This window comes from Gimesia chilikensis, assembly GCF_008329715.1.
Taxonomy (GTDB): Bacteria; Planctomycetota; Planctomycetia; order Planctomycetales; family Planctomycetaceae; genus Gimesia; species Gimesia chilikensis.
In genome coordinates this window covers 829348-852850 of the sequence record NZ_VTSR01000032.1, presented here as the reverse complement: position 1 = coordinate 852850, position 23503 = coordinate 829348, and the positions used below count along the sequence as shown (strand labels likewise).

The 23503-nt window shown below is 51.5% G+C and carries 19 protein-coding genes; 11 read left to right on the top strand and 8 right to left on the bottom strand.

Features of this window, described 5'->3' with window-relative positions; translation table 11 throughout:
* On the bottom strand, window positions 1-483 hold the full coding sequence (locus FYZ48_RS28120) for a hypothetical protein (protein ID WP_145040173.1): 483 nt from the start codon (window positions 481-483) through the stop codon (window positions 1-3).
* Window positions 484-1108: 625 nt separating this feature from the next.
* Here FYZ48_RS28120 and FYZ48_RS28115 point away from each other — a divergent pair.
* The 5 genes from FYZ48_RS28115 (at window position 1109) to FYZ48_RS28095 (ending at window position 4470) form a co-directional block, all read left to right on the top strand.
* A complete protein-coding gene (locus tag FYZ48_RS28115) occupies window positions 1109-1462 on the top strand; it encodes a hypothetical protein (RefSeq protein ID WP_145040171.1) in 354 nt (117 codons plus the stop codon).
* Between the two features lie 197 nt (window positions 1463-1659).
* Entirely contained in the window at window positions 1660-2943 is a 1284-nt protein-coding gene (gene clpX, locus FYZ48_RS28110; RefSeq protein ID WP_145040169.1) for an ATP-dependent Clp protease ATP-binding subunit ClpX, read from the top strand.
* Between the two features lie 35 nt (window positions 2944-2978).
* Window positions 2979-3596: an FHA domain-containing protein gene (locus tag FYZ48_RS28105; protein WP_149345774.1), complete on the top strand. Its 618-nt coding sequence runs from the start codon at window positions 2979-2981 to the stop codon at window positions 3594-3596.
* 31 nt (window positions 3597-3627) lie between these two features.
* Window positions 3628-4014, top strand: coding sequence for a DUF4440 domain-containing protein (locus FYZ48_RS28100; RefSeq protein ID WP_145040165.1), 387 nt, complete (start codon window positions 3628-3630; stop codon window positions 4012-4014).
* A 72-nt stretch (window positions 4015-4086) separates the two neighbouring features.
* The gene (locus FYZ48_RS28095) at window positions 4087-4470 is read left to right on the top strand and encodes a response regulator (RefSeq protein WP_149345773.1); all 384 of its coding nucleotides are present in this window, start codon (window positions 4087-4089) and stop codon (window positions 4468-4470) included.
* Here FYZ48_RS28095 and FYZ48_RS28090 read toward each other — a convergent pair.
* From FYZ48_RS28090 to FYZ48_RS28065, 6 genes are all read right to left on the bottom strand, one after another.
* A complete protein-coding gene (locus FYZ48_RS28090) occupies window positions 4467-6263 on the bottom strand; it encodes an aspartate kinase (RefSeq protein WP_149345772.1) in 1797 nt (598 codons plus the stop codon). The two genes, FYZ48_RS28095 and FYZ48_RS28090, sit on opposite strands and share 4 nt — an antisense overlap.
* 260 nt (window positions 6264-6523) lie before the next feature.
* A complete protein-coding gene (gene murG / locus FYZ48_RS28085; protein ID WP_149345771.1) occupies window positions 6524-7660 on the bottom strand; it encodes an undecaprenyldiphospho-muramoylpentapeptide beta-N-acetylglucosaminyltransferase in 1137 nt (378 codons plus the stop codon).
* 76 nt (window positions 7661-7736) lie between these two features.
* Window positions 7737-9170, bottom strand: coding sequence for a peptidoglycan glycosyltransferase FtsW (locus FYZ48_RS28080; RefSeq protein WP_149345770.1), 1434 nt, complete (start codon window positions 9168-9170; stop codon window positions 7737-7739).
* A 241-nt stretch (window positions 9171-9411) separates the two neighbouring features.
* The gene (gene mraY / locus FYZ48_RS28075; RefSeq protein WP_149345769.1) at window positions 9412-10518 is read right to left on the bottom strand and encodes a phospho-N-acetylmuramoyl-pentapeptide-transferase; all 1107 of its coding nucleotides are present in this window, start codon (window positions 10516-10518) and stop codon (window positions 9412-9414) included.
* A gap of 226 nt (window positions 10519-10744) precedes the next feature.
* On the bottom strand, window positions 10745-12163 hold the full coding sequence (locus tag FYZ48_RS28070) for a UDP-N-acetylmuramoyl-tripeptide--D-alanyl-D-alanine ligase (protein WP_149345768.1): 1419 nt from the start codon (window positions 12161-12163) through the stop codon (window positions 10745-10747).
* A 39-nt stretch (window positions 12164-12202) separates the two neighbouring features.
* On the bottom strand, window positions 12203-13720 hold the full coding sequence (locus FYZ48_RS28065; RefSeq protein ID WP_187782267.1) for a UDP-N-acetylmuramoyl-L-alanyl-D-glutamate--2,6-diaminopimelate ligase: 1518 nt from the start codon (window positions 13718-13720) through the stop codon (window positions 12203-12205).
* 694 nt (window positions 13721-14414) lie between these two features.
* Here FYZ48_RS28065 and FYZ48_RS28060 point away from each other — a divergent pair.
* The 6 genes from FYZ48_RS28060 to FYZ48_RS28035 all read left to right on the top strand — a co-directional run bounded on the left by FYZ48_RS28060 (window position 14415) and on the right by FYZ48_RS28035 (window position 21344).
* Window positions 14415-15422 (top strand): DUF1559 domain-containing protein, encoded by a 1008-nt coding sequence (locus FYZ48_RS28060; RefSeq protein WP_149345766.1) that lies wholly within the window; start codon window positions 14415-14417, stop codon window positions 15420-15422.
* Window positions 15423-15519: 97 nt separating this feature from the next.
* Complete coding sequence (locus FYZ48_RS28055) at window positions 15520-15960, top strand: hypothetical protein (protein WP_145183917.1); 441 nt, start codon at window positions 15520-15522, stop codon at window positions 15958-15960.
* Window positions 15961-16062: 102 nt separating this feature from the next.
* Entirely contained in the window at window positions 16063-17391 is a 1329-nt protein-coding gene (locus FYZ48_RS28050) for a PhoPQ-activated pathogenicity-related family protein (RefSeq protein WP_149345765.1), read from the top strand.
* A 166-nt stretch (window positions 17392-17557) separates the two neighbouring features.
* Window positions 17558-17872 carry a hypothetical protein gene (locus FYZ48_RS28045; protein ID WP_145040144.1) on the top strand — a complete coding sequence of 105 codons (315 nt, stop codon included), beginning with the start codon at window positions 17558-17560 and terminating at the stop codon, window positions 17870-17872.
* A gap of 325 nt (window positions 17873-18197) precedes the next feature.
* On the top strand, window positions 18198-18749 hold the full coding sequence (rimI, locus tag FYZ48_RS28040; protein ID WP_145040142.1) for a ribosomal protein S18-alanine N-acetyltransferase: 552 nt from the start codon (window positions 18198-18200) through the stop codon (window positions 18747-18749).
* 12 nt (window positions 18750-18761) lie between these two features.
* Window positions 18762-21344, top strand: a complete 2583-nt coding sequence (locus FYZ48_RS28035; protein ID WP_149345764.1) for an AAA family ATPase — start codon at window positions 18762-18764, stop codon at window positions 21342-21344.
* A 13-nt stretch (window positions 21345-21357) separates the two neighbouring features.
* Here the strand turns inward: FYZ48_RS28035 and uvrB are convergent, their stop codons facing one another.
* Window positions 21358-23406 (bottom strand): excinuclease ABC subunit UvrB, encoded by a 2049-nt coding sequence (gene uvrB / locus FYZ48_RS28030; protein WP_149345763.1) that lies wholly within the window; start codon window positions 23404-23406, stop codon window positions 21358-21360.
* Between the last annotated feature and the right edge of the window lie 97 nt (window positions 23407-23503).

Below are 23503 nucleotides of genomic sequence, written 5' to 3'. Positions count from 1 at the left end.
TTATGACTGAAAAGAGAACTGTTCGGCAAATTCCAGGATCCACAAGTCCATGAGGTCCTGAAAAGACTGAATGTCAGCCTCTGCAATAAACTGATAATGCGAGCGGTTAAAGGTCTCTTTATTGCGAATGGTTGCTTTAGCAACCAGTTCAATAATATGTGTCTCTGTAAATGGCCTGACAATCATTTCCAGACGACTGTACAGGGTCTGTGCCTTGCCACGTGACAGATTGACATCATCGCGGGTAATGCGGGATCCCCAGCCCTCTTCGCCCATGACTGTATTAAACTGAAAACCCGGGAAATGATCGGCCAGTTTCTTCAGACAGTTATCAATGTGGTCAGTCAGTTCGAGTCGGTACTTCAGATGAAGATTACGAAACTCCTCCTCGGACATCTTCTTACCGACTTCCTGCCGGGTTTCTTCATCTTTGGCCGCACGCCCCTTGTTGATCGCGTGCTTAAGACGCTTTTCAAAGTCCATTCGTAATCCCTGAAATTCAAAACCGGTCGTTATCAGTCATAAATCAAAATTCGCTGCCCATCAGGCAGACTTCTATTATACGTAGTTACTGGCAGAAGAGATCATAAAAGTGATGAGTCCGGTATGCAATGCAAGGCACCCCCGTGAGCCGGAGATCTCTGGCGATTCGTCACTTCCCAAATAATGATTCTCGTTCAACTTAAGGTAATATCGACAATGTAAGTCTTACCAGATTCACTGGAACTGTGAGTGCTCTCTCTGTTCGGTTGTACCCAATCCCTGCTGTGGCCCGGTTCCCTTTCAGGCTTCTGGAAAAACCCGATCACCCCTGTATTTAAGGTGTTTTATTCCAAAACGCCACAATTATGCGATTCACCACAGAACACCTGTTTTGATTTCCCACCGTATTTTGCTCGACTTTGGCGCATGATATGCAACTTCATTTAAACCACAGCCAGGGCACTCAGACTCAACAGGGCTTGCCTGAATTATGGTTCTTTCCAATAATGAAGAAAAGCTCAGCAGCGTTCAGATGGACTTCACGTTCAAAGGGACGCGGTCGAGGTGACTGTCGCAGGTTTAAACTAGGAAAGGCAGAACGAGATTTCCTTCTGCTGATTTTAAAGTGACTCAGAATTATTTATTACAGGGAAATCAGGCGGCTAAGCAGAAGCTGTTTAAGGAACTCTTTGACGGACACGCCGTTGAGTGGTGCCTGGCAGTTTTACTAATCATTTTTTTGATTTGGTTAATCGTATGGATCGTAGGACGTTTTAGGGAAAATGAAGATCGTCATGTCGATGCGCGTGAATTACTGCTCCAGTTCGCAGAAATGCAACGAGAAGGTGACCTTACCGACGACGAATTCCGATCCATCAAAAAACGGCTTGTTGATTCATCCGATAACAATCCGGAACAAGAGAAGAAAGACGAGTTGTCCGATTCTCCAGATGTGAGTGACCAGCAACTTCCCGGTTGAAGGTCAGCTGTGCTTCATCGAGTTCCTGTTTGGAAACGACTGTATCACCCGATTGATTGCCTCTGATAATTATTTCTGATTCTAAATGAGGAACTCATTTCACAAGTTATACCTATCGAGTGATTTGCAGGGAGGCAGAATCAAAACTCACTGGACGTTGAACGCCATAATTTAGTTGACACCGTTGAAGGGAAGCTATGCCCACCGGACGAGATATCACCTCTGGAAAACGTAATTCTTCTGGTAAGAAAAATGCGAACTGCTCTTTCTGTAGAAAAAGTTATCGCGAAGTCGGCCCTCTGGTAGAGGGGCCCGATAATGCCTATATCTGTGGAGAATGTATAGAAGTCTGCCAGTCGATTCTGGAACAGGAGCATCGTCGTCGTGGAACGACTAAAAAACTGTTCAAGAATGTTCCAACTCCCCGGGAAATTGTCACACACCTGAATGACTACGTCATCGGCCAGGAACGTGCCAAGAAAGTCATGGCGGTTGCTGTCCACAATCACTACAAGCGACTGATGCACGCCGAGGAAGCCAGTTCAGATGTAGAACTGGATAAATCTAACATCCTGCTGATCGGCCCCACTGGCTCCGGTAAGACCCTGCTCGCTAAGAGTCTGGCTCGCTACCTGCAGGTGCCTTTCGCCATCGGTGATGCCACAACCCTCACAGAAGCCGGTTACGTCGGTGAAGACGTTGAAAACCTGCTCCTCAAACTGCTGCATGCTGCTGATTTCGATGTAGAAGCTGCCCAGCGCGGGATTCTGTTCATCGACGAGATCGATAAGATCGGAAAGACCAGCCAGAACGTTTCGATTACACGCGACGTTTCCGGAGAAGGGGTTCAGCAGGCACTGCTCAAGATGCTGGAAGGCACCGTTGCCAACGTGCCTCCTCAAGGCGGCCGCAAGCATCCCGAGCAACAGTACATCCAGCTTGATACCAGCAACATCCTGTTTATCTGCGGTGGTACTTTTGTGGGACTCGAAGACATTGTCGGTAAGCGACTCGGTCGCAAGACTATCGGCTTTGGACAATCCCATCAGAAGAAAGACCAGGAAAAGTCCAAGAACGACCTGCTGGCCCAGGCCTCGGTCGACGATGTCCTTGAATTTGGCCTGATCCCCGAACTGCTCGGACGACTCCCCGTTCTCTCCACGCTCAGTCAGCTGGAAGAAAACGATCTGGTTCGCGTCCTGCAGGAACCAAAGAATTCTCTGGTTCGCCAGTTTCAGAAGTTCTTCGAAATGGAAAACGCCGAACTGGAATTCACAGATGCAGCCTTGCATGAAATTGCCTGTATCGCCCAGAAAAAGAACACCGGAGCTCGTGGTTTACGTAGCGTGATCGAACAGGCTATGTTCGACATCATGTACGAACTGCCCGAGCAGGAAGCCGGCAAGAAATACGTGGTCACTCCGGAAATCATCCGGGGCACTGAACATCTTTTCCCCAAAGATGACTCAGCAGCCGCATAGACTTGCCCCTGGGCAGAATCTATAATGAACCTGAAATGAACAATTTCCCGCCGGAGCAGCCCTCCGGCGGGTTTTCTTATGTGTGGTCAATCGTTATGAAAATTCGTCTGAGCCTTCAAAATGGGTCTAAAAAACTGAAGTCGATGACACTCACGAAAACGACTTTGGTAGGCCGATCAGCCGACTGCGACTTAAAGCTTAAGTCCGATCTGGTAAGTCGTCATCACTGCAGGATCGTCCTGACTGAGTCTGTAGCGCTGGTACATGACCTGGGCAGTTCCAACGGCACTTTTATCGATGGAAACCGGGTCACTCCCAAACGGGATACCAAGCTGCTGCCGGGCTGTGTACTTTCGATTGCTGACGTCAGCTTTCGTATCGACTACGACCCACAGGCCTTTGTGGACGTAGGCTCCACAATCAACCTCAAAAGCGTGGGGGAACTACTGCCGGAGCTTCCTTTTGCCTCCGCTTCAGACGATGTGATCCCCGTCGCAGTGAATCTGCCGGAGAACCAGGATAAATCATCCGGGAAAAAGTCCAGCGAAACCGTGACCATCGACGAATACAATCCAGATCTAGAAACTTCAGAAAATAAAAAGACGATTCAATTTCCAGAAATTGAATTAACGGATAAGATGAGGCAGAGTTAAATCTTCTTTGTCACCAGAGCAGGATCCGCAGATGTCAGACAACGATGTACAAGACCTCCTGAAGTTAAGCAAACAGCTCCTCGACTCCATTGATCACAAAGACTGGAACACCTACACCAGTCTCTGCGATGAAGAGCTGACCTGTTTCGAACCGGAAGCCCGGGGGCATCTCGTAACCGGGATGGACTTTCATCGCTTCTACTTCGACATGAACCCGACAGGTCGCCCGCGGCAGTCTACTATCAGTTCCCCCATGGTTTCCATCATGGGAGAAGTTGCCCTGGTCACCTACATTCGCGTGGTACAGTCGATTGACGAGCATGGCCACGATCACAGTGCTGCCTGCGAAGAATCCCGCATCTGGCAGAAACAGGACGGAGAATGGCAGCATGTCCATTTTCATCGTTCCACCATCTGAAATACCAACCGCGACAGGCCTGCCCAGTCTAATCATGTTCGCTCAGGCCTGAACAACCACGATTGAGTTAGTATGACCAGCGAAACAGAACCCCGATCCCAAATCGTGATTCTCTGCGCCGATCTGATGTTTCAAAGTCAGATCACCGGTGCCGCCCGTCTCAATGGCTTCTCTTTTACTTGCGTCCTGAGTCTGGCCCAGGCGTTGGGAGAGCTGACAAACGAGCTCCCCCAACTGCTGATCATTGACTTAAATCAGCCAGAAATTGACTGGGAACTACTGTCCCGGACGATGCAGCAATATCCGCAATTGACCAGCATCGCATACGGACCGCACGTCGACACAGAAACACTTCAGCAGGCCAGGGATGCAGGCTGTGACCAGGTCCTGCCCCGTAGCCAGTTCTCCGCGAACCTCCCGCGATTACTGCAGACAGCACTCTCGACAGACGATTAGCTCAGACCAAACTTTTTCAGCAGGCCCTGGTAGGCTTTTTCGCCATCTTCCAGAGCGACGACGGCGCTGATCCGGGTTTCACTGGTGTTGATCATCTGAATGTTGATCTCCGCTTCCGCCAGGGCGCTGAACATTGACTGCCCGACTCCCGTATGGCTGCGAAGTCCAATCCCAACTACCGACAACTTGGCAATCTCTGCCTCATGGCTCAGCTCGGCGTCTCCCCACTCCGAGAGCAGCGGCTCGACCAGTTTCAGGCTTTTTTCCAGCGAGGTGCGCGGCACGGTGAACGAAAGATGCGCCTGCTCCTCCTCGCCCATGTTTTGCACAATCATGTCCACGGAAACACCGCCTTCTGCGACGACGGAAAACAGACGCGAGCATATGCCCGGATTGTCCGGCAGATTTCTGACAGTGACTCGAGACTGACTCTGATCCAACAGAACTTCGCTGACCACGATGTCTTCCATATGGGAGAGTTGATCGACGATCTCCTGCTCCAGTTCTGCTGTTTTCTGCTGAGACTCGTCAGGCTGCCCCTCTCCAGCCTGAATCTGATTCGATGCAAATTCGTAGCTGGTCAAACGGTCCAACTCAAAACCGTTGTGGATCACACGGACTGCTTCATCGCATTGATCCCGGTCGACGAGTACCGTCACCTTTATTTCACTGGTAGTAATCATCCCCACATTGATATCAGCGTCTGCCAGGATTGAGAACATCCGACTGGCAACACCGTAATTATTCCGCATGCCGCTGCCGACGATGGAAACCTTGGACAGATTGGTTCCATGCTGAATCTTGCCGGCACCGATATCTTCAATTGCCTCGCCAGCTGCGGTCAACGTCTCGGCAAGATCAGACTGAGGTACGGTAAAGGATACCCGTGCCAGGCCCCCCGTTCCCACATCCTGAACGATCATATCCAGGGTAATTTTACGCTCTGCCATCCGGGCAAAAATACTGCTCATGATACCCGGCTCGTCCGGAATATCGGTCAGGCTCACGCGAACCTCATCCCTCACAAAGGCCACACCGGTCACGACCGGAGCCGCATCCAGCGCCTGTGCCGCGATCAAGGTGCCTTCACCATCCGAAAAAGAGGGGCGTACCTTCAGGGGAACTCTGTATTTTTTGGCAAATTCAATAGAACGCGAATGCATCACACCCGCTCCCAGGCTGGCCAGTTCCAGCATTTCATCGTAAGAGATGCTGGCCATCTGATGGGCCTCGGGAACCACTCGGGGATCGGTGGTGAAGACCCCTTCGACGTCGGTATAAATCTCGCACATGTCGGCCTCGAGAACAGCTGCCAGTGCAGTCGCCGTTGTATCACTTCCCCCACGTCCCAGGGTGGTAATATTCCAGTCTTTGTCCCGCCCCTGAAAGCCGGCAGCAATGACAATCTTGCCTTCATTTAAAGCCGCTTTCATCCGCTCAGTCGAGATTGAGATGATACGCGCCTTCGTGTGTGAGGAATCAGTCACTACGCCGATCTGAGAACCCGTCAGACTGATCGCCTCGACGCCCAGTTTATGAATCGCCATCGCCATCAATGCCACTGATTCCTGCTCGCCGGTAGAGAGCAACATGTCCATTTCGCGGGGAGTCGGACGATCAGTGATTTCAGCAGCCAGGCCGACCAGTTCATCCGTTTTTTTGCCGCGGGCGCTGACAACCATCACGACCTGGTGCCCCGCCTGATGCATGGCGGTCGCGCGACGGGCAGCAGCCTGAATCTTACTGGTATCAGCGACACTCGTTCCACCAAACTTCTGGACTATGAGCGACACGTCTCGTCTCCAATTTCTAAACTTCTGATGCTAAAGAACTTGAGTAGGGTAATCTCGACTGGCAGAACAAAACGGCTCCATTCCTGCTGCCCAAGTGCTAGAAAGGTAACAAATCCCCTTTGATTCGTGAATCAACAGGCTGGGGGGATTCCGTAAAACCTGGAAAAGCACGGAAAACTGACAGGTTCTACCAGTTCAGCCACCACAGTCCCCGGAAATCAGTAGCTGGAACCCCAGAAAATGGCATATTGTACACCACCTCAATGGGCTATAAGAGCCATGATTTCATCCGCTACATTCCGGGAAGCCTCGGGCAGAGCCAGCTTCTGCATGGCCTCAGACAATGAATTCCGTTTCGTAGAATCATGCAATAATTCGACCACTGCGGTCTGTAGGTTGCGCGCGGTCAGTTCGGCTTCAGCCATCTGCTCTACCAGCACCGCAGCTCCTTCTGCCTCATAGAATTGAGCATTAATCAGTTGATGATCGCCGATCGAATTTGGGTAGGGAATTAATACCGTCGGACATCCCGTACAGGCCAGCTCTGCCAGAGTCGTGGCTCCCGCCCGCGAAATCACCAGATCGGCCTTCGAATACCATTCCGCCAGATCATCAATAAATGGCTCAACGGTTACGCGCAATTCGGAATCGTGTTCCTGAAGTTTCTGATATTCCTGCACCGCATGCTTCCAGTCTACTTCTCCCGTCTGATGCACGACATGCAGTCTGCGAGGCAGGGCATCTCGCCCGCGTTCCAGCAAAGCGAGTACCGCCTGATTCACCGCTCGAGCCCCCTGGCTGCCACCTAGAACCAGCAACAATATCTCTGATGGTTCGCTCTTTGGGGTGGTTTCAAGATGCGTCATCTGCTCACGCACCGGATTGCCAGTAAAGGCAATCAGAGGCCTTCCAGAGTGAGGCTTGGGAAGACGGGTTTCGGCAAACGAAGTACAGATAACATTGGCGCGAGAGAACAGAAACCGGTTGGCTCGACCGGGAATGATATTTTGCTCCAGCAATACAATCGGAATCTTAAGCCAGCTGGCAGCTAGAATCACAGGCACACTGGCAAACCCGCCCAGTCCAATCACCGCAGCCAGTCGTTCCGCCCGCAAAATCCGCCGCGCCTGCAGACAGGCACGTCCGTTATTCCAGAAGAATCTCCAGGGAGCGCTTTTCAACTCATTACTGGGAGAAGAATCCAGTCCGAGATGCTGGTATCCCGAACGTTCTATAATCTGCTGCTCGACCGGTCGATTGGAACCAATAAATGTTATCGAAAAGTCGTCCATTGAGGCGAGTTGTTCTGCCACCGCAATTCCGGGAAGCAGATGACCGCCAGTGCCACCGCCGGCAAAAATAAGAGATCGTTTCTTAAGACGGGATTCGGTCATCATCGCGGAGTTTATTGGACAAGGATTTTAAACTGAGATCAGACAGCTCAGCATAGAATATGTCATAGGAAAATCCCAGTCACTCTTTTTCCAGCTCTTCATCTTCATACTCTTCATCCTCGCACTCTTCATCCTCGTACTCTTCATCCTCGTACTCTTCATCCTCGTACTCTTCATCCTCGCACTCTTCATCCTCGCACTCTTCATCCTCGTACTCTTCATCCTCGCACTCTTCATCCTCGCACTCTTCATCCTCGCACTCTTCATCCTCGCACTCTTCATCCTCGCACTCTTCATCCTCGAGTGCTTCGTCAATTGGAAGAGAGGATACTGACTGATCAATGGCAGGTTCAGGATCGTCTGACTGATCCAGGGCTGGATCGATCTGCAGACTTTCATCTGTACCTGCACGTGTCAAGCTGACAATAATCCCCAACGAAAGCAGACTGACCATCAGGTTTGTCCCGCCATAACTGATCAGAGGGTGCGAAATCCCCTTGGGTGGAACCATAGCTGTGACGACGGCCACATTGATAATTGCCTGCAACACCAGCTGTAGCAAAAGTGTAAAACCCGCAACGTAGGCAAAAGACTTCTGATTCTGGGAACGCAGAATATTGAACCCGGCCAGGAACAGACCGATCCAGAGACCTGCAATCCCCAGAGTACCAATCAAACCCAGCTCTTCACCGGCAACAGAAAAGACAAAGTCAGTATTCGCTTCGGGAAGAAAGCTGAGCTTTTGTGCTCCTTTGCCCAGACCGGAACCACTGATTCCGCCAGCCCCCAAAGCCATGAGTGACTGTTTCAGCTGGTAAGGCGCCGATTGCCAGTTGGTCCAGGTATCTACAAAACCGGTGATACGTTTCAACTGATAAGGCCGCAATGCCACGAGCATTCCGACCGCAGGAATCGCGCATAACAGACCTATCATAAAATTACGAAGAGGCCAGCCACCGAGGAACAGAGCCAGTGCCACGCCCCCCACAAGAAACAGCGAGGTTCCCAGGTCAGGCTGTTTCAGCACTAAAGGAATCACGAGGAGCAGGGGAACCAGCAGCGGAATTGTGCCTTTCCACCAATGGTTTAAAAACGCCCGACGCTGGACCATCAACCGCACAGTCAGCAATGGCAAAGCGATCTTTGCCAGCTCGGAGGGCTGCAATGAAACAGGCCCTAATCTCAGCCAGCGCTGGGCACCATTCACCCGCGTCCCGATTCCCGGAATGAGTACCAGAACCAGCAATGCCACGGTTCCCCAGAAGAGCAGCGGCGCACGCTCGTACCAGAATCGGGCTGGCAGCATGGAAGCAATTGAGGAAACTACAACCGCCAGAGCTAGAAAGGTCAGGTGCCGGGACAGGTAAACCTGCTCGAACTCAGTTGGCCAGGACGTAATACTGGCACTATGTACCATTAACACCCCGATCCCCAGCAGCGCGCAAGCCATCGAGATGAACAGGCTGCGATCATGATCAGGCTGAGTTTGCGGCAGGAGTGAGGTAGGTTTCATATTCCGATCTCGAAAATGACACAGAGTGACATCTCTGAAATCGACTATTTTTCGGGCACCTCACCAAAGGTAACCCCATAACCAGACCATGATTTAGAAACATTGCCGCCCGACATGAATCAGCTGACAAAACCGTGATAACAGGCCATGGAATCGCTGCCCCCACTTCGCAGACCGCTAGAATCGACAGAACAGCCAGTGCTTTTCACGCTTACCTGAACTGAACTGATTCGACGGCAGATCAGGTTGCAATTTTCAGACTGGCAACCGCAATAATCGCCAGCAAAGCAGAACAGATCCAGAAGCGAACCACAATCTTCATTTCATGTTCGCCCTTGAACAGGAAATGATTGTGCAGAGGACTACAGGCCAGAATGCGGTTTCCGGTTCGCTTATACCAGAACACCTGCAGCATCACACTCAGTGTCTCGACAACAAAAACGCCGCCGGCAATCACCAGCAAAGCCTCCTGTCGAATGACCAGCGCCGCAAACCCGAGTAGCGCTCCCAGAGGCAGGGAACCGGTATCTCCCATGAAAACCTGTGCTGGATAACAGTTGAACCAGAGAAATCCAAGCACCGCCCCCACGGCTGCTCCCAGCAGAATGCTGAGTTCACCCGCACCGGGAATGTAGGGGATCTGTAGATACTCAGCCATTACCTTGTGTCCCGCCAGGTACGTCAGTCCGGCGAAAGCAGATCCGGCAAACACCATACACCCACTGGCCAGTCCATCCAGCCCATCAGTCAGGTTGACAGCATTGGAACTGCCCGTCATGACCAGCATCGCCCAGGGAACGAACAGAATTCCAAGCGGAAACACCAGACGGGTGACCGGCATGATCAGATCGAGACCCGCTGGAACCGTCGAATGACTATAATACAGGGCAGCCCCAATCAACGCAGAAAAGATTAATTGCACAATCAGTTTCTGCCGCGGCTTCAGACCATTCTGCTTGGTACTCAGCTTCACCCAGTCATCGTAAGCCCCCAGCAGCGCAAATCCCGACGCCGTCAACAGGCCAAGTTGCACATAGCCGCTGGAAAGATCCGCCCAGAGCAGACCGGAGATCAAAATTGCCCCCACGATAAAAATGCCCCCCATGGTCGGGGTTGCATTCTTGGAAGCATGAATCTCATTGAGTTTTTCCGAGGCGCTGTCGATTCGTTCCCGGAAACGTTTTTCCAGCCAGCGAATCGCAAACGGGCCGAGTAGAATCGCGATCAGAAATGAAGACAGGCTGGCCAGCGCAATGCGTGCAGTCAGAAACACACGCGAATCGCCAGTGGAGAGCACTTCCAGTTTTTCCAGCAGGGGAGAAAAATGATTCAACAGCCAAATGATCATGCAGTGTTTTTCTCGCCCGGATTCAGGGTCTCATTCATTTTTTTACCAGGTCCTGTAAAGAGACCGGGCGCCGAGACCCCAATCTCGACGCCCGGAAATGATTTCACCATGATACAGCATTGGAGTGATCGACCCAATTAATCACAATTTCCGGTGCTGATTTGTCCGCCGAAGCGAACGCGCTCTGGATTCCCGCAAACCCTAAGCACATGGCAAAATCATTGAGTTAGACACATGAAATATTTTTTTCTCCCTGAGTGGACTGCTCTGAAACCTGCTGTTTGAGATATTCCAACAGCCGCTCCATCCGCATACCACGGGAACCTTTGACTAATACAACATCTCCCGGCTCCAGACCGGAAAACACATCCGCTTGAATCTCTTCAACATCTGCCCCTTGCACGATACATCCAGCAGGGAACTGTTCTTCGAGTGCTCCTGCCGCAACGGATGCCGCCTGGGCACCACATACATACAATCGATCGATTGTGGAACAGGCGACCTTTTTTCCAATTTCGCGATGATAACCGGGCGAGTCTGGCCCCAACTCCAGCATGTCGCCCATCACCAGAATCCGCTTTCCGGGAGTTGGCCACTCGCTCAACAGCTCACATGCCGCTCGCATCGAAACCGGACTGGAATTGTATGCGTCATCCACCACGGTCCAGTCTCCAACCAGTTCGACATGACAGCGACCCCGAACTGGTTCATACTCCCGCAGGCTGTCTGACAATTCCTGATTTGACAGTCCCAGCACTTTACCAACGGCAATCGCGATCAGAGCAGGGTAGACAAAATGACTGCCCATCACTGGGATCACAAAATTTGTTCCATCGACCTGGAAGGTCAGGCCATTTTCTTCCTGACGAACCGCCACAGCTCGCAAATCATTACCTTCTCCCAAACCAATCCGGAATGAGGGAGCAGGGCTGCGAGAGACCAGAAAGTCCGCATAGGCATCGTCACCATTGACAATTGCCAGTCCCGAAACAGGAAGTTGCTCAAACAGTTCTGCCTTCGCTTCAGCCGTTCGCTGGAGTGTTCCAAAATGTTCCAGGTGGGAAGGCCCAATTCCAGTTATGACACCGATCTCAGGACTCACCACTTCTGCCAGGCTGCGAATCTCACCCGCCTGTGAAGCCCCCAGTTCCAGTACCGCGAACTGATGCACAGACTCAAGCTGTGCAATACTCAGGGGGACACCAAACTCATTGTTATAGTTAGCAGGACTCTGTACCCCTTTCAGATAAGGAGCCAGGGCCGTGTAAATCATATTGCGGGTGGTTGTCTTGCCAACACTGCCCGTAACTCCGATGACAGTTGCTGCCTGCTGCCGGCGATACCAGTGAGCAAACCGTGTGAGTGCCTGGTTCACATCATCCACCAGCAAGAGTGGTGCCGAGTTGTGCTCAGAGACGAGTTGCTGTTTCACAACACAGGCACTTGCCCCTCGCTCCAATGCCTGTTTTACAAACTCGTGACCATCAAGGCGCTGCCCCTGAATTGCAAAGAACAGATCCCCTGGTTGGACCGTACGCGAATCAATTGAAATCCCGCTGACACCAGCTGTACCGGCAGCGGGATCGAAGTTATCCGATCTGCTGAGAAGCACCTTGCTAAGTGTTGCGAGAGATAGATGATTCATAACTGTCTGGCCCGTAGTTCCTTTGAATAATAGAATGTGTTAAGCGGAAACTTTCTGAGAGTCCGAAATTTTCTGCTCCGCGAAATACTGCTCTACAACCAGTCGATCGCGGAAGGGGACTCTCCTGTCACGTAAAATCTGTTCGCATTCATGACCTTTACCGGCAATCAGCACCAGATCTCCTGCCCCGGCTTCTGACAGAGCATATTCGATCGCTGCTTTCCGATCTTCGATCAATTCCGGCGTCACTCCCTGAGACTGACAGCCAGCAGCAATCGCTTTCATGATCTGAAACGGATCTTCGCTCCGCGGATTATCGCTGGTGATGATCACCCGATCCGCTTCACTACCCGCGATCCCCAGCAGGCCGCGTTTCGAACTGTCGCGATCCCCGCCAGCCCCAAATACACAGAATAAACGCCGATTACAGACCTGTCGGGCAGAGAGAATCGCATGTCGCAATGCGTCATCAGTATGGGCATAATCAATCAGCACGCTACAGGACTGGCCACAATTCACCTGTTCCATTCGACCGGGAACATTTTCCAGGGCCTGAATTCCGGTCACAATTTCCTGCAGGCTCAGACCAAGCCCCAGGCAGACAGCTGTTGCCGCCAGGCAATTCGAAACATTATGTCTGCCAATGAGAGTCGTACTGACTGACGCAGTGTCTGCCTCGAATACAATTTCAAATTCTGTACCAGCCGCTGATTCCTGTATCCCTGTCGCCTGCAGATCTGCTTCCGACTCAAGACCGTAGGTCAGCAGCTTTTGAGTCGACTGCTTTCCGTCTGCCATCGAACGACAAACGGGATCATCGAAATTCAGCACCAGTGTCCCTTCAGGCTTGAGATGCTGAATGATTCGTGCTTTACAGGCTGCATAATTTTTCAAATTCTGATGATAGTCAAAATGATCCTGTGTGACATTCGTCACCGCTGCGACTGCCAGTTGTGTCCCCGCAAGCCGGCTCTGGTCCAGGGCATGGCTGGAGACTTCCATCACTGCATGTGTAACTTCATTCTTGACCATTGCAGATAATAACTGCGACAACTCTAACGCATCGGGCGTCGTCAGCGAAGAAGGCCGAGACTTATTTCCATCATGGTACTCGACCGTGCCTGAGAGACCGGTTTTGTGACCGGCACTCTGTAAAATCGACCGGACCAGCCAACTGACCGTTGTCTTTCCATTGGTTCCGGTAATCCCTACCGCCTCCAACTGCCTTGAAGGTCGGTCTGCCAGTTCCATACACAGAATCGCGTATGCCTTACGAACGTCAGCCACAATGCACTGAGGAACTTCCAGCCCCGTCAACGGACGACCGGTCAGTACCGCCTTGGCACCGTTTTTGATTGCCTCGGGGATATACTTTTCAGCAGACTCCCTGGTCCCGGCAATCACCACAAACAGGTCTCCCGGCTGACAGCGTCGACTGTCGGACTGCAGGGAAGTCACGCAAATGTCGGCACAATCCACAAAGCTCGCGGAAGGAAATTGCGATCTTAAACTGATGGCAATCGTTCCCGGCGACAAGCTTAACGATGAAGATGACATGGATGTGAGGTATGAACCATGCATTTCAATGAAACCAATGTCTGAAAGGGGGTGGCTAGGGAATGCTTTGATCTAAAAGGCTGGTGGCAAATAATAACAGCCGGAACTGGCTGGGAGATGTGCTTGGAAGTGATTGATTTTTGATTGCGTCTTTGAAGTGGGAGCATTCTCCCGATTCTTCAAATCTGGTCAAGGCGGGTTATGCAAAAAAATGCCGCAGCCCAAACCGCTTGTAATTTTTACACAGGCATCTGCTAATTCATCCAAACAGTTCCCTATCCACAGAACCAAAAGCAATGGGAGGGCAGGGCTCCTTTCGGCTGAAATTCTGCCCCCAGAATCCACCTTAACCTGCAGCTTACACCGTCAGGTTCTTAACCCCCGCTACGCCAAAAATTAAAATTAGTATTTTTACCTATTTCATAGATAATGATATGGATTGTCTCGAAACCGGAAGGTATGCTGAGAAATTATCAGGCCCTATCCAATACATGTCCTAAATGCCTGATATCAAAAAACCTGAAGTTATAGGTTACTTTCGAACTGCAAATTCTTGCCGGCAATCTGAACCACACTGTGGTGCGTGATTTGCTGAATATAAAACAGAAGAAAGCTCTCTTTATGGAGAATGTATTCTTACTCTGATTTTCCCTGGATCTCATAATTCATTTCGCTGTGCCTAAGGAGAAAGAGGATGAAACTGAACTCGCGCCTCAAAAAAGGTTTTACTCTGATTGAGTTACTCGTCGTCATTGCGATTATTGCCATCTTAATTGCACTGTTATTGCCGGCAGTCCAGCAGGCAAGAGAGGCAGCCCGTCGATCGACGTGCAAAAACAACCTCAAACAGATAGGCCTGGCGTTCCACAATTACCATGATGCACACAGCTGTTTCCCCTTTTCCTGGTTTGTAGATGCCGCCAACCCTGCAAATCCGAAAGCCAGTGTTTACAACATCATGCTTCTCCCCTACATGGATCAGGCACCACTCTACAACCAGTGGAATTCATCGTATCCTGCTTTCGATCAGCTGGCCGCCATTCCTGCTGTGCAACAAAACCTGCAGGTCATCAAGAACCCACTTCCAGTCTTCATGTGTCCTTCCACACCAGAGGCCACAACCCACACCTACGACTTAACACCTGCCGGATTTCCACTTACCTACACCGCTGCTCGAACTGACTATTGCCCGGCTTTAGGGGTTCGCGGCACTTATTCTTCAATCGCCTACACCGGCCACCCGGCAGCTAACAGTCGATCCGGAATGCTGACCAATGTAGGAGTTGACCCCAGCAATCCTTCAGGGGGAAGCAATACGATTACCAGAATTCGTGACGTAATTGACGGAACCTCTAATACAATCCTGCTCGGCGAACGGGTGGGAGGCACAAATATCTATACTGGCACAACCATTCACTCGGCGTTCACATCCGCCTATGGCTCAACTAATGGTGGCGGATGGGGAGACCTCCTGAATGGTGAGCACTGGTACTCAGGTTCTCTCAGAGATGGTACACCCGATGGCCCCTGTGCCATCAACTGCACTAATATCAGAAGTGCAGGCTTTCTTAGCTTCCACGTTGGAGGGGCTCACTTTCTGCTGGGCGATGGCGCAGTCCGTTTCATCAGCCAGAATGTTGATGCCTACACTCTGGCATCTCTCACCACTCGTGCGGGGGGAGAAGTCCTCGGCGAATTCTAAACCTATCTTGCCAAGCAACAGCAGGCTCAGCGCCAGATGCTACGTCTGGCGCTGACAGGTTTAGCCATTCCACATCAGCCACAACCGAGAAAGCTCCATGAAACGAATCAATGCCATTCCCCTGGTTTTATTGTCGCTTGTATTCACAGGCTGCAACCATGTAGAGGAACCTTACACAAAAAAAACCTATCCCGTAAAAGGGAAAATCACCGTTGATGGCAAAGCCCCCGGGTCCCCGATTCAAATCAATTGCGTCAATAAGGGTGAAGTTGATACGGAACACCCTACGCTATCAAGAGGCTCAAGCGATAACGATGGCGTCTTTGAACTTTCAACGTATACAACCGGTGATGGTCTTCCTCCCGGCGAATACGCTCTGACTTTTGTCTGGAAGAAATTCGATTTAGTGAACCGTGGCTACAGCGGACCGGACAAGCTGAAAAAACGCTATGATTCACCACAGAAGTCAAAAATAGAATTTTCTGTTAAAGAGGGCGATGAAGTTGATCTGGGTGTTATCGAACTAACCACCAAATAAATCTTCCCGCAATCACCTACATAACAGTCGCACCAGAATGACTCAACCAGGCGGCCCTAAATAGTTGCCCGCCACTCCTGCTCATAATACCGGAAGTAAAACATGTTGCAAAGAACCTGTATTCTCCTGTTATTTTTCAGCTTCAATTCGGTACTCCCTGCAGCGGAAAATGTAAACCTCCGCACCAGACCGGTGGAAGCAAAAGAGGTTCCTGAGGCTTTCTTTAACTACATCCAGAAAGAAGAGCCTGAATACAAATGGGAAATCCATGACTCACTGTCTCACGACGGCGTGACAGCCTACCCCGTAGAGCTGACTTCACAAACCTGGCAGGGACACACCTGGAAGCACTGGCTTTACATCTTTGAACCCGATCAGGTTCGTATCAACAACAAGGTGCTGCTGTTCGTCACAGGGGGTAGCAACGGTTCGCACCCCAACGAAAAACGACTCAAACCCGCCTTCCTGCTTGCCAAAACCACCGGAGCCCGCATCGCCTTACTGACACAGGTCCCCAATCAGCCCTTGTTTGATGGCAAAAAAGAGGATGACCTGATCACCGAAACCTGGCTGCAATACCTGAAAACGGGAGACGAAAACTGGCCGCTGCTGTTTCCCATGGCTAAAAGTGCCGTCAAGGCCATGGACGCGATTCAGGAAATTGCACGCGAGCATCGAAATATTGAGATCGACGGCTTCGTCATTACCGGGGCATCCAAGCGCGGCTGGACCAGCTGGCTCACCCCCGTTGTAGATAAACGGATCATCGCCACTGCACCAATCGTGATCGATACCCTGAACTTCCGCAAACAAATGAAACATCAGATTGCCACCTGGGGAAAATACAGCGTTCAGATTATTGACTACACCAGCAAAGGCCTGATCGTTGAAGGAGTCGAATCCCCTCGGGAAAAACACCTGCGACTGATGATGGACCCTTACACCTACCGCAATCAGCTCACACTTCCCAAACTCCTCGTTAATGGCACCAATGATCCTTACTGGGTCGTCGACGCCATGAAGTTTTACTGGTCAGATCTGGTAGGTCCGAAGTACATCCTGCAGGTCCCCAACGCAGGACATGACCTGGGGAATGGAGTCGAATACGCCCTGCAAACCATTGCAGCATTCTTCATCCATGCAGCAACGGGGCAGGAACTGCCGAACATAAGCTGGGACAACAGCAATGATTACGAACTAAAGCTGACTTGTGACAGCAAACCGACTCGGGTCCGCATCTGGAGTGCTTACTCTGACGATAAGGATTTCCGTGACGCCCAATGGACGTCACAAGACGTTGCCCCGGAAGACAATAGCTACCTGGCTAAAATAAACAAACCAGAGAAGGGCCATGTCGCCTACTACATGGAAGCCATCTACCACATCAATGATATCCCTTATTCACTCTGTACCATTACTACCTCGAAGTAACTCAGGCTGGATTCGAGAGGGGGAGGTCCTTTTTCAAATTCTTAGAAAGAAGGTTTACTTTTCATCTATCAGTTTCTTCAGTGAATGTTAAGATTGAGACAGAGGATAGACCCAAATCCAGTATGTTGATGGAACGATTTCAACTGGTGGTGAAAGGAACAACCACATGAAAAGTAAACCCCTCCCCCGCACAGCCCAACCGCTTCCTGCAAACACAGCTTCACGTATTGCTCCCCGTAATTTCGAAGCGCCACACGCACTCGAATGTGAGATCAAGCACGCGCTGGCCATCGACTCCGATGTCTGCCTGAACTCTCTGGTCGTGCGACGCACCAAAAACGGTGTCTGCCTGGAAGGTGTGCTCGAGTTCGATGACGAATGCCCGGATCTCAGCAAGCGCATTCAGGCACTGACCGGCGTAGAAGAAGTCATCAACCACATGGTGATGAAACGCCGTATGCCTATCCCCCCTAAAGGCTGATAAACCCCTGCTGCACAGAGGATTCAGAACGTCAGGTCAGAGCACTACCTGCGCAAAACCTTTCCTGCACGTCTCCGATTTCACGAAAAAATGCTGAAATTCCTCTGTGCGCCGTTTTCAAGTTCTGATAAGTTTCGCGAATCAACCTCGCTGTTTTTGGCGTCGTCAGCTTTGATTCACGTCTTCAATCATGACCATGATTATCGGCGCCCGGACAAGCCTTTACCGTCATCATTTTCGATCCAGCTGCTGCCTGATTCAGGATGAAGCAGGGCACCAGTTGCAGGAACTTATTGAAGCACTTATCAGTAGCAGGAAGGCCACTATGAGTCTCAATCAACCCCCCAATCAGGACTTAATGGTTCAAATTCGCTGGCTTATCCGCAGAGATATGCCAGAGGTTCTCCGTATCGAAGAAGAAAGCTTTGAGTACACCTGGTCTGAAGAGTACTTTCTCAGCTGTCTCCGCCAGCGGAACTGCATCGGGATGGTAGCCGAACATAATCATCAGATCGTTGGATTCATGATTTACGAACTGCATAAATCGATGATCCAGGTACTGAATTTCGCTGTTGCCCCGGAATTTCGGCAGCAGGGAATCGGTCGCCAGATGGTACAGCGGGTGATCGACAAGCTCTCACAGCAACGACGTCGGGAAATTGTTCTGGAAGTCCGTGAAACCAATCTTTCGGCCCAGCTGTTCTTCCGCAAAATGGATTTCCGTGCCGTTTCAGTGCTGCGGAATTATTTCGAAGACGCCGGGGAGGATGCTTATGTCCTCCAGTATCGCCTGCAGCGGACCGAACAGGAGTTTGCTCCTGGCCTCTCTCCCAAGAACCGGATCACGAACTATCTGGACGCCTCCGACGCTGCCTGAAACTGACAGCACATGACTGAACTTTCGCACGGCGAAGCAACACAGAGTCCTGAAACGCCTGCGATTCAGCTGCGCGGAGTACGTGTCCATAATCTGAAAAACATCGACCTGGACCTGCCTCTACAGCAACTGGTGACAGTTTGTGGCGTCAGTGGTTCAGGCAAAACCAGCCTCGCCTTTGACACCCTTTATGCGGAAGGGCAAAGACGCTACCTCGAAACCCTCTCCCCAGCAGCACGTCAGTTCATTCATCAGCTGCCCAAGCCGGACGCAGACCGGATTACTCGGATCCCCCCCACGGTCGCCCTTAAACAGAATGCCGGGAGACGCGCTGCTACAGGTAAATCACTGGAACCGAACGTCGGCATTGAATCGGGGATTCAGAATTACCTCCGCCTGCTGTTCAGCACCCTGGGAGAGGTTATCTGCTCAAACTGCCAGATCTCCGTCAAACCACAATCCCCGGAATCGGCCCTCGCTTTCATTCACAGCCTGCCTGAGCAGACACGTTTCCAGATCAGCTTTCCTTTGGGATCTGTTTCTGATCGACCAACCGACAAACTGCTGGCCGAACTGATTCAGCAGGGCCTGACGCGCGCGATCATTGATCACCAGTCCTGCAAGCTCGACGAATTGGGCACCAACAGCTCGATCACAAATAACTGCCTGATCGTACTCGATCGCCTCAGCACCCGCAAAGCAGATGATCAGCGTATCCTGGAAAGCCTGGAGCTGGCATTTGCCGAATCTGCTGGTACAGCAACATTACTGGTGGAGCAGCCACCAGCAAGCCAACCAAAGGACACACCATTCCTCGTCGATGAGCAGGAATGGTATCGCTGTGATTTCTTCTCCAGCCTCACCTGCACGCGATGCCAGGAGACCTACCTGAAGCCTGAGCCACAGCTCTTTAATTTTTTCAGCCAGATGGGTGCCTGCCCTGTCTGCCGGGGTACAGGCGCTGATCCTCAGTCAGGCGAACTCTCCTGTCGTTCATGCCAGGGAAGTCGCCTTAACTCCGCGGCTCGTGCCGTCCGGATAGCAGATTTGAACATTGATGAGTTGGGAGCACGAACGATCCCCCAGATCAATTCCTGGTTGAGTCACCTCGATTCAACCCCCGCGGCAACTTCGCTGGTCAGGGAGATCACAAATCGACTGCAGACGCTGGAAGACCTGGGCATCGGCTACCTGCCCCTCAATCGCCGTCGTTCCACACTTTCCAGCGGAGAGCAGCAACGAATCGCACTCACTGCCGTTCTCAGCTCGAACCTCGTCAACACACTTTATATTCTGGACGAACCCTCTTCGGGCCTGCATCCAGCTGACAGCCAGCGTGTGATTTCGATACTGCAGCAATTACGAGACCTCAACAACAGCCTGATCATCGTGGAACATGATCCGGAATTCATTCGTGCATCAGACCACATCGTCGAACTCGGCCCCGGTGCCGGCAGAGCAGGGGGAGAACTCGTTTTCCAGGGTTCAATTGTCGAAATGCAACACGCGACTGACTCGCCCACCAACCGTTTTCTCAACTCAACTTATTCCAATGACTTTGGATCCCTATCCGGAAAACAAGCGAGTGGATCGATCACCCTCACAGGCTGCACAACAAACAATCTGCAGAACATTTCAGCTACTTTTCCGCTGGGGCAACTCTGTATCGTTACCGGTATCAGTGGAAGCGGCAAAAGCAGCCTGGTGGAACAGACCCTGTTCCCCAGCCTCACCAGCGCACTAACTGAAGAGCCCCTATCAGCCCCGGAAGCAGGTTATGAGTCAATCTCCGGAACAGATCAGATCGACGAGGTTATCCTGCTGGATCAATCACTGATTGGCCAGACTCCCCGCAGCATCCCCGCGACCTACCTGAATCTGTTTGATGAAATCCGCAGCATCTTTGCCCAGACCGCTGACGCGAGACTGCGAAACCTGACAGCCAAAGACTTCAGCTTCAACAGCAAAAATGGGGGACGTTGTCCTGAATGCAAAGGAACCGGCTTCATCGAAATCGACCTACAGTTCCTGGCAGATCTGACCATGGAGTGCCAGTCCTGCCACGGACAACGCTATCAACGCGAACTTCTGGAGATAAAATATCGCAAACTGAGCATCGCTGATGTTCTGAAAATGACCGTCGATGAGGCATTCCCCTTTTTCCGGGGACAGGCGTCACTGCAGAAAAAACTAAAGCAACTCAAAGATGTGGGACTGGGTTATATCCCCCTGGGTCAGCCACTCCCATCCCTTTCCGGTGGAGAATGTCAGCGACTCAAACTGGCAGCTTACCTCACGACCAGCAGTCGCAAACGCACACTGTTCCTGATGAATGAGCCAAGCCGAGGACTCCATCCCCTGGATATACAATACCTGCTCAATTGCTTTGAATACCTGCTGACAGCGGGACACTCCTTGATTCTGATTGAACACAACTTGCAACTCATTCGAGTTGCCGATCACATCATTGACCTGGGACCAGCCGCAGGAGAGCAGGGGGGCCAGATCGTAGTCACCGGCACACCCACCGAAGTGGCACAGCACTCCGACTCCCTCACGGGTGCAGCACTCCAGAAGCTGAACTCTGGTTTTTAGCAATCACACTGAATCAACGTCTGCGGCGTTGACGTTTCCCTTTTTTGCCGCCCCTGCCGGATGATTTCCCTGACGCTGACTTGGTTGCTTTGCCTCCCGACTTTTTCAGATCGTCAATTCGGTCTCGCAGGAGTGCCGCCCGCTCGAACTCCAGTTTCTCCGCTGCTTCAAGCATTTCGCTTTCCAGTTCATTGAGAAACTCCTGGGTAATGTATTCCGACTCATCCGAAAAGCCGACTGACTCCCGCACAAACTGGCGCGCCTCAATTTCGTCTTCAATCCCCCGCTTGATCGCCTTGCGAATCGTTTCCGGAGTAATGTTGTGTTCGCGGTTGTACTCTTCCTGAATCGCACGGCGGCGGTCCGTTTCCTCAATCGCACTCTGCATACTGGGAGTCACTCGATCTGCATAGAGAATCACCTCAGCATTCACATGTCGTGCCGAACGTCCGATTGTCTGAATCAGACTTGTTTCACTTCGCAGAAAACCTTCCTTATCAGCATCCAGAATGGCGACCAGTGACACTTCCGGAATATCCAGTCCTTCGCGCAACAGGTTGATCCCCACAACCACATCATACTTCTGCTCGCGGAGCCCTCGCAGAATTTCAACCCGCTCAAAGGCATCTAGTTCAGAATGCAGCCATGCACAGCGAATGCCTTCTTCCTGAAAATAAGACGACAGATCCTCCGCCAGCCGCTTGGTCAGGGTCGTTACCAGCACACGCTCATTTACTTCCACCCGCTTGAGAATTTCTTCCTTCAGATGAGGCACCTGACCGCGAGCCGGGACAATGCGTATCGCTGGATCAATCAGCCCCGTGGGTCGAATGACCTGTTCAACGACCTCCCCTTCAACGCGCTGCAGTTCCCAGTCGCCCGGTGTCGCGGAAACGAAAACAGTCTGCTTACGGCGTTCGTTCCACTCTTCGAAGGTGAGAGGCCGGTTATCGAGAGCCATCGGCAACCGGAAACCATGGTCGACAAGGTTTGTCTTACGCGAACGATCCCCGGCAAACATGGCTCGAATCTGTGAGACTGTTACGTGCGATTCATCTACGAACAACAGGAAGTCATCAGGAAAGAAGTCCAGCAGTGTATCCGGTGGGGAACCTGGTTTTCTGCCCGCCAGAGCACGGCTGTAATTCTCGATACCCGGGCAAAAGCCAACCTCTTCCAGCAGTTCCATATCGTAGCGGGTCCGGGCACTGAGCCGCTGAGATTCCAGCAGCTTCCCTTCACTCTGTAATACCTGCAGCCGTTCATCCAATTCTGTCTGAATCTCTTTAATCGCTGATTCAATCCGTTCCTGCGGGAGAACAAAGTGCTTGGCAGGGTAAATGTAGGCCTCGTTGACCGTTCGTAATACCTCACCAGTCAAAGGATCAATGATCGCCAGGTTTTCGATTTCGTCTCCCCAGAACTCGATCCGGTAGGCAAACTCTTCATAAGCGGGCCAGCATTCAACTACGTCTCCACGTACGCGAAACCGGGCTCGCGCCAGTTCAACGTTGTTGCGATCATACTGAATATCTACCAGTCTGCGGAGCATATCATCGCGGTCAATCTCCTCTCCCACGCGCAGGGGAATCATCATCTCCAGGTAGTCTTTAGGTGACCCTAAACCATAGATACAACTCACGCTGGCAACCACGATGACGTCCCGCCGACTGACGAGGGCACTGGTCGCCAGAAGCCGGAGTCGATCAATCTCATCATTAATCGAAGCGTCTTTTTCAATATAAATATCGCGCTGAGGAATATAGGCTTCCGGCTGATAGTAATCGTAATAACTTACAAAATAAGTGACTGCATTATTCGGAAAGAACTCTTTGAATTCAGAATACAATTGCGCTGCCAGAGTTTTATTGTGTGACAGTATCAGAGCAGGGCGTCCCAGTTCTGCGATCACATTGGCCATCGTGAACGTTTTACCGGATCCGGTCACCCCCAGCAGAACCTGGTCAGACTTGCCTTCTTTGATGCCTTTCACCAGTCCATCGATGGCACGGGGCTGATCCCCCGAAGGTTGAAAGTCACTCTGTAACTGAAACACGGACATGGTTGCTCTACTCTCTGCGTCTGGTCAGCGCACCGGTTCACCTCTGACCGGAACGGGGAAATGCATATCTTCTATGTCAGATATTGTAGAGCATCCT

Coding starts and splice junctions, on each gene's coding strand:
- FYZ48_RS28120 (WP_145040173.1), bottom strand. CDS start 483: ATGGACTTTGAAAAGCGTCTTAAGCACGCGATCAACAAGGGGCGTGCG.
- clpX (WP_145040169.1), top strand. CDS start 1,660: ATGCCCACCGGACGAGATATCACCTCTGGAAAACGTAATTCTTCTGGT.
- FYZ48_RS28105 (WP_149345774.1), top strand. CDS start 2,979: ATGAACAATTTCCCGCCGGAGCAGCCCTCCGGCGGGTTTTCTTATGTG.
- FYZ48_RS28100 (WP_145040165.1), top strand. CDS start 3,628: ATGTCAGACAACGATGTACAAGACCTCCTGAAGTTAAGCAAACAGCTC.
- FYZ48_RS28095 (WP_149345773.1), top strand. CDS start 4,087: ATGACCAGCGAAACAGAACCCCGATCCCAAATCGTGATTCTCTGCGCC.
- murG (WP_149345771.1), bottom strand. CDS start 7,660: ATGATGACCGAATCCCGTCTTAAGAAACGATCTCTTATTTTTGCCGGC.
- FYZ48_RS28080 (WP_149345770.1), bottom strand. CDS start 9,170: ATGAAACCTACCTCACTCCTGCCGCAAACTCAGCCTGATCATGATCGC.
- mraY (WP_149345769.1), bottom strand. CDS start 10,518: ATGATCATTTGGCTGTTGAATCATTTTTCTCCCCTGCTGGAAAAACTG.
- FYZ48_RS28070 (WP_149345768.1), bottom strand. CDS start 12,163: ATGAATCATCTATCTCTCGCAACACTTAGCAAGGTGCTTCTCAGCAGA.
- FYZ48_RS28065 (WP_187782267.1), bottom strand. CDS start 13,720: ATGTCATCTTCATCGTTAAGCTTGTCGCCGGGAACGATTGCCATCAGT.
- FYZ48_RS28060 (WP_149345766.1), top strand. CDS start 14,415: ATGAAACTGAACTCGCGCCTCAAAAAAGGTTTTACTCTGATTGAGTTA.
- FYZ48_RS28055 (WP_145183917.1), top strand. CDS start 15,520: ATGAAACGAATCAATGCCATTCCCCTGGTTTTATTGTCGCTTGTATTC.
- FYZ48_RS28050 (WP_149345765.1), top strand. CDS start 16,063: ATGTTGCAAAGAACCTGTATTCTCCTGTTATTTTTCAGCTTCAATTCG.
- FYZ48_RS28045 (WP_145040144.1), top strand. CDS start 17,558: ATGAAAAGTAAACCCCTCCCCCGCACAGCCCAACCGCTTCCTGCAAAC.
- rimI (WP_145040142.1), top strand. CDS start 18,198: ATGAGTCTCAATCAACCCCCCAATCAGGACTTAATGGTTCAAATTCGC.
- FYZ48_RS28035 (WP_149345764.1), top strand. CDS start 18,762: ATGACTGAACTTTCGCACGGCGAAGCAACACAGAGTCCTGAAACGCCT.
- uvrB (WP_149345763.1), bottom strand. CDS start 23,406: ATGTCCGTGTTTCAGTTACAGAGTGACTTTCAACCTTCGGGGGATCAG.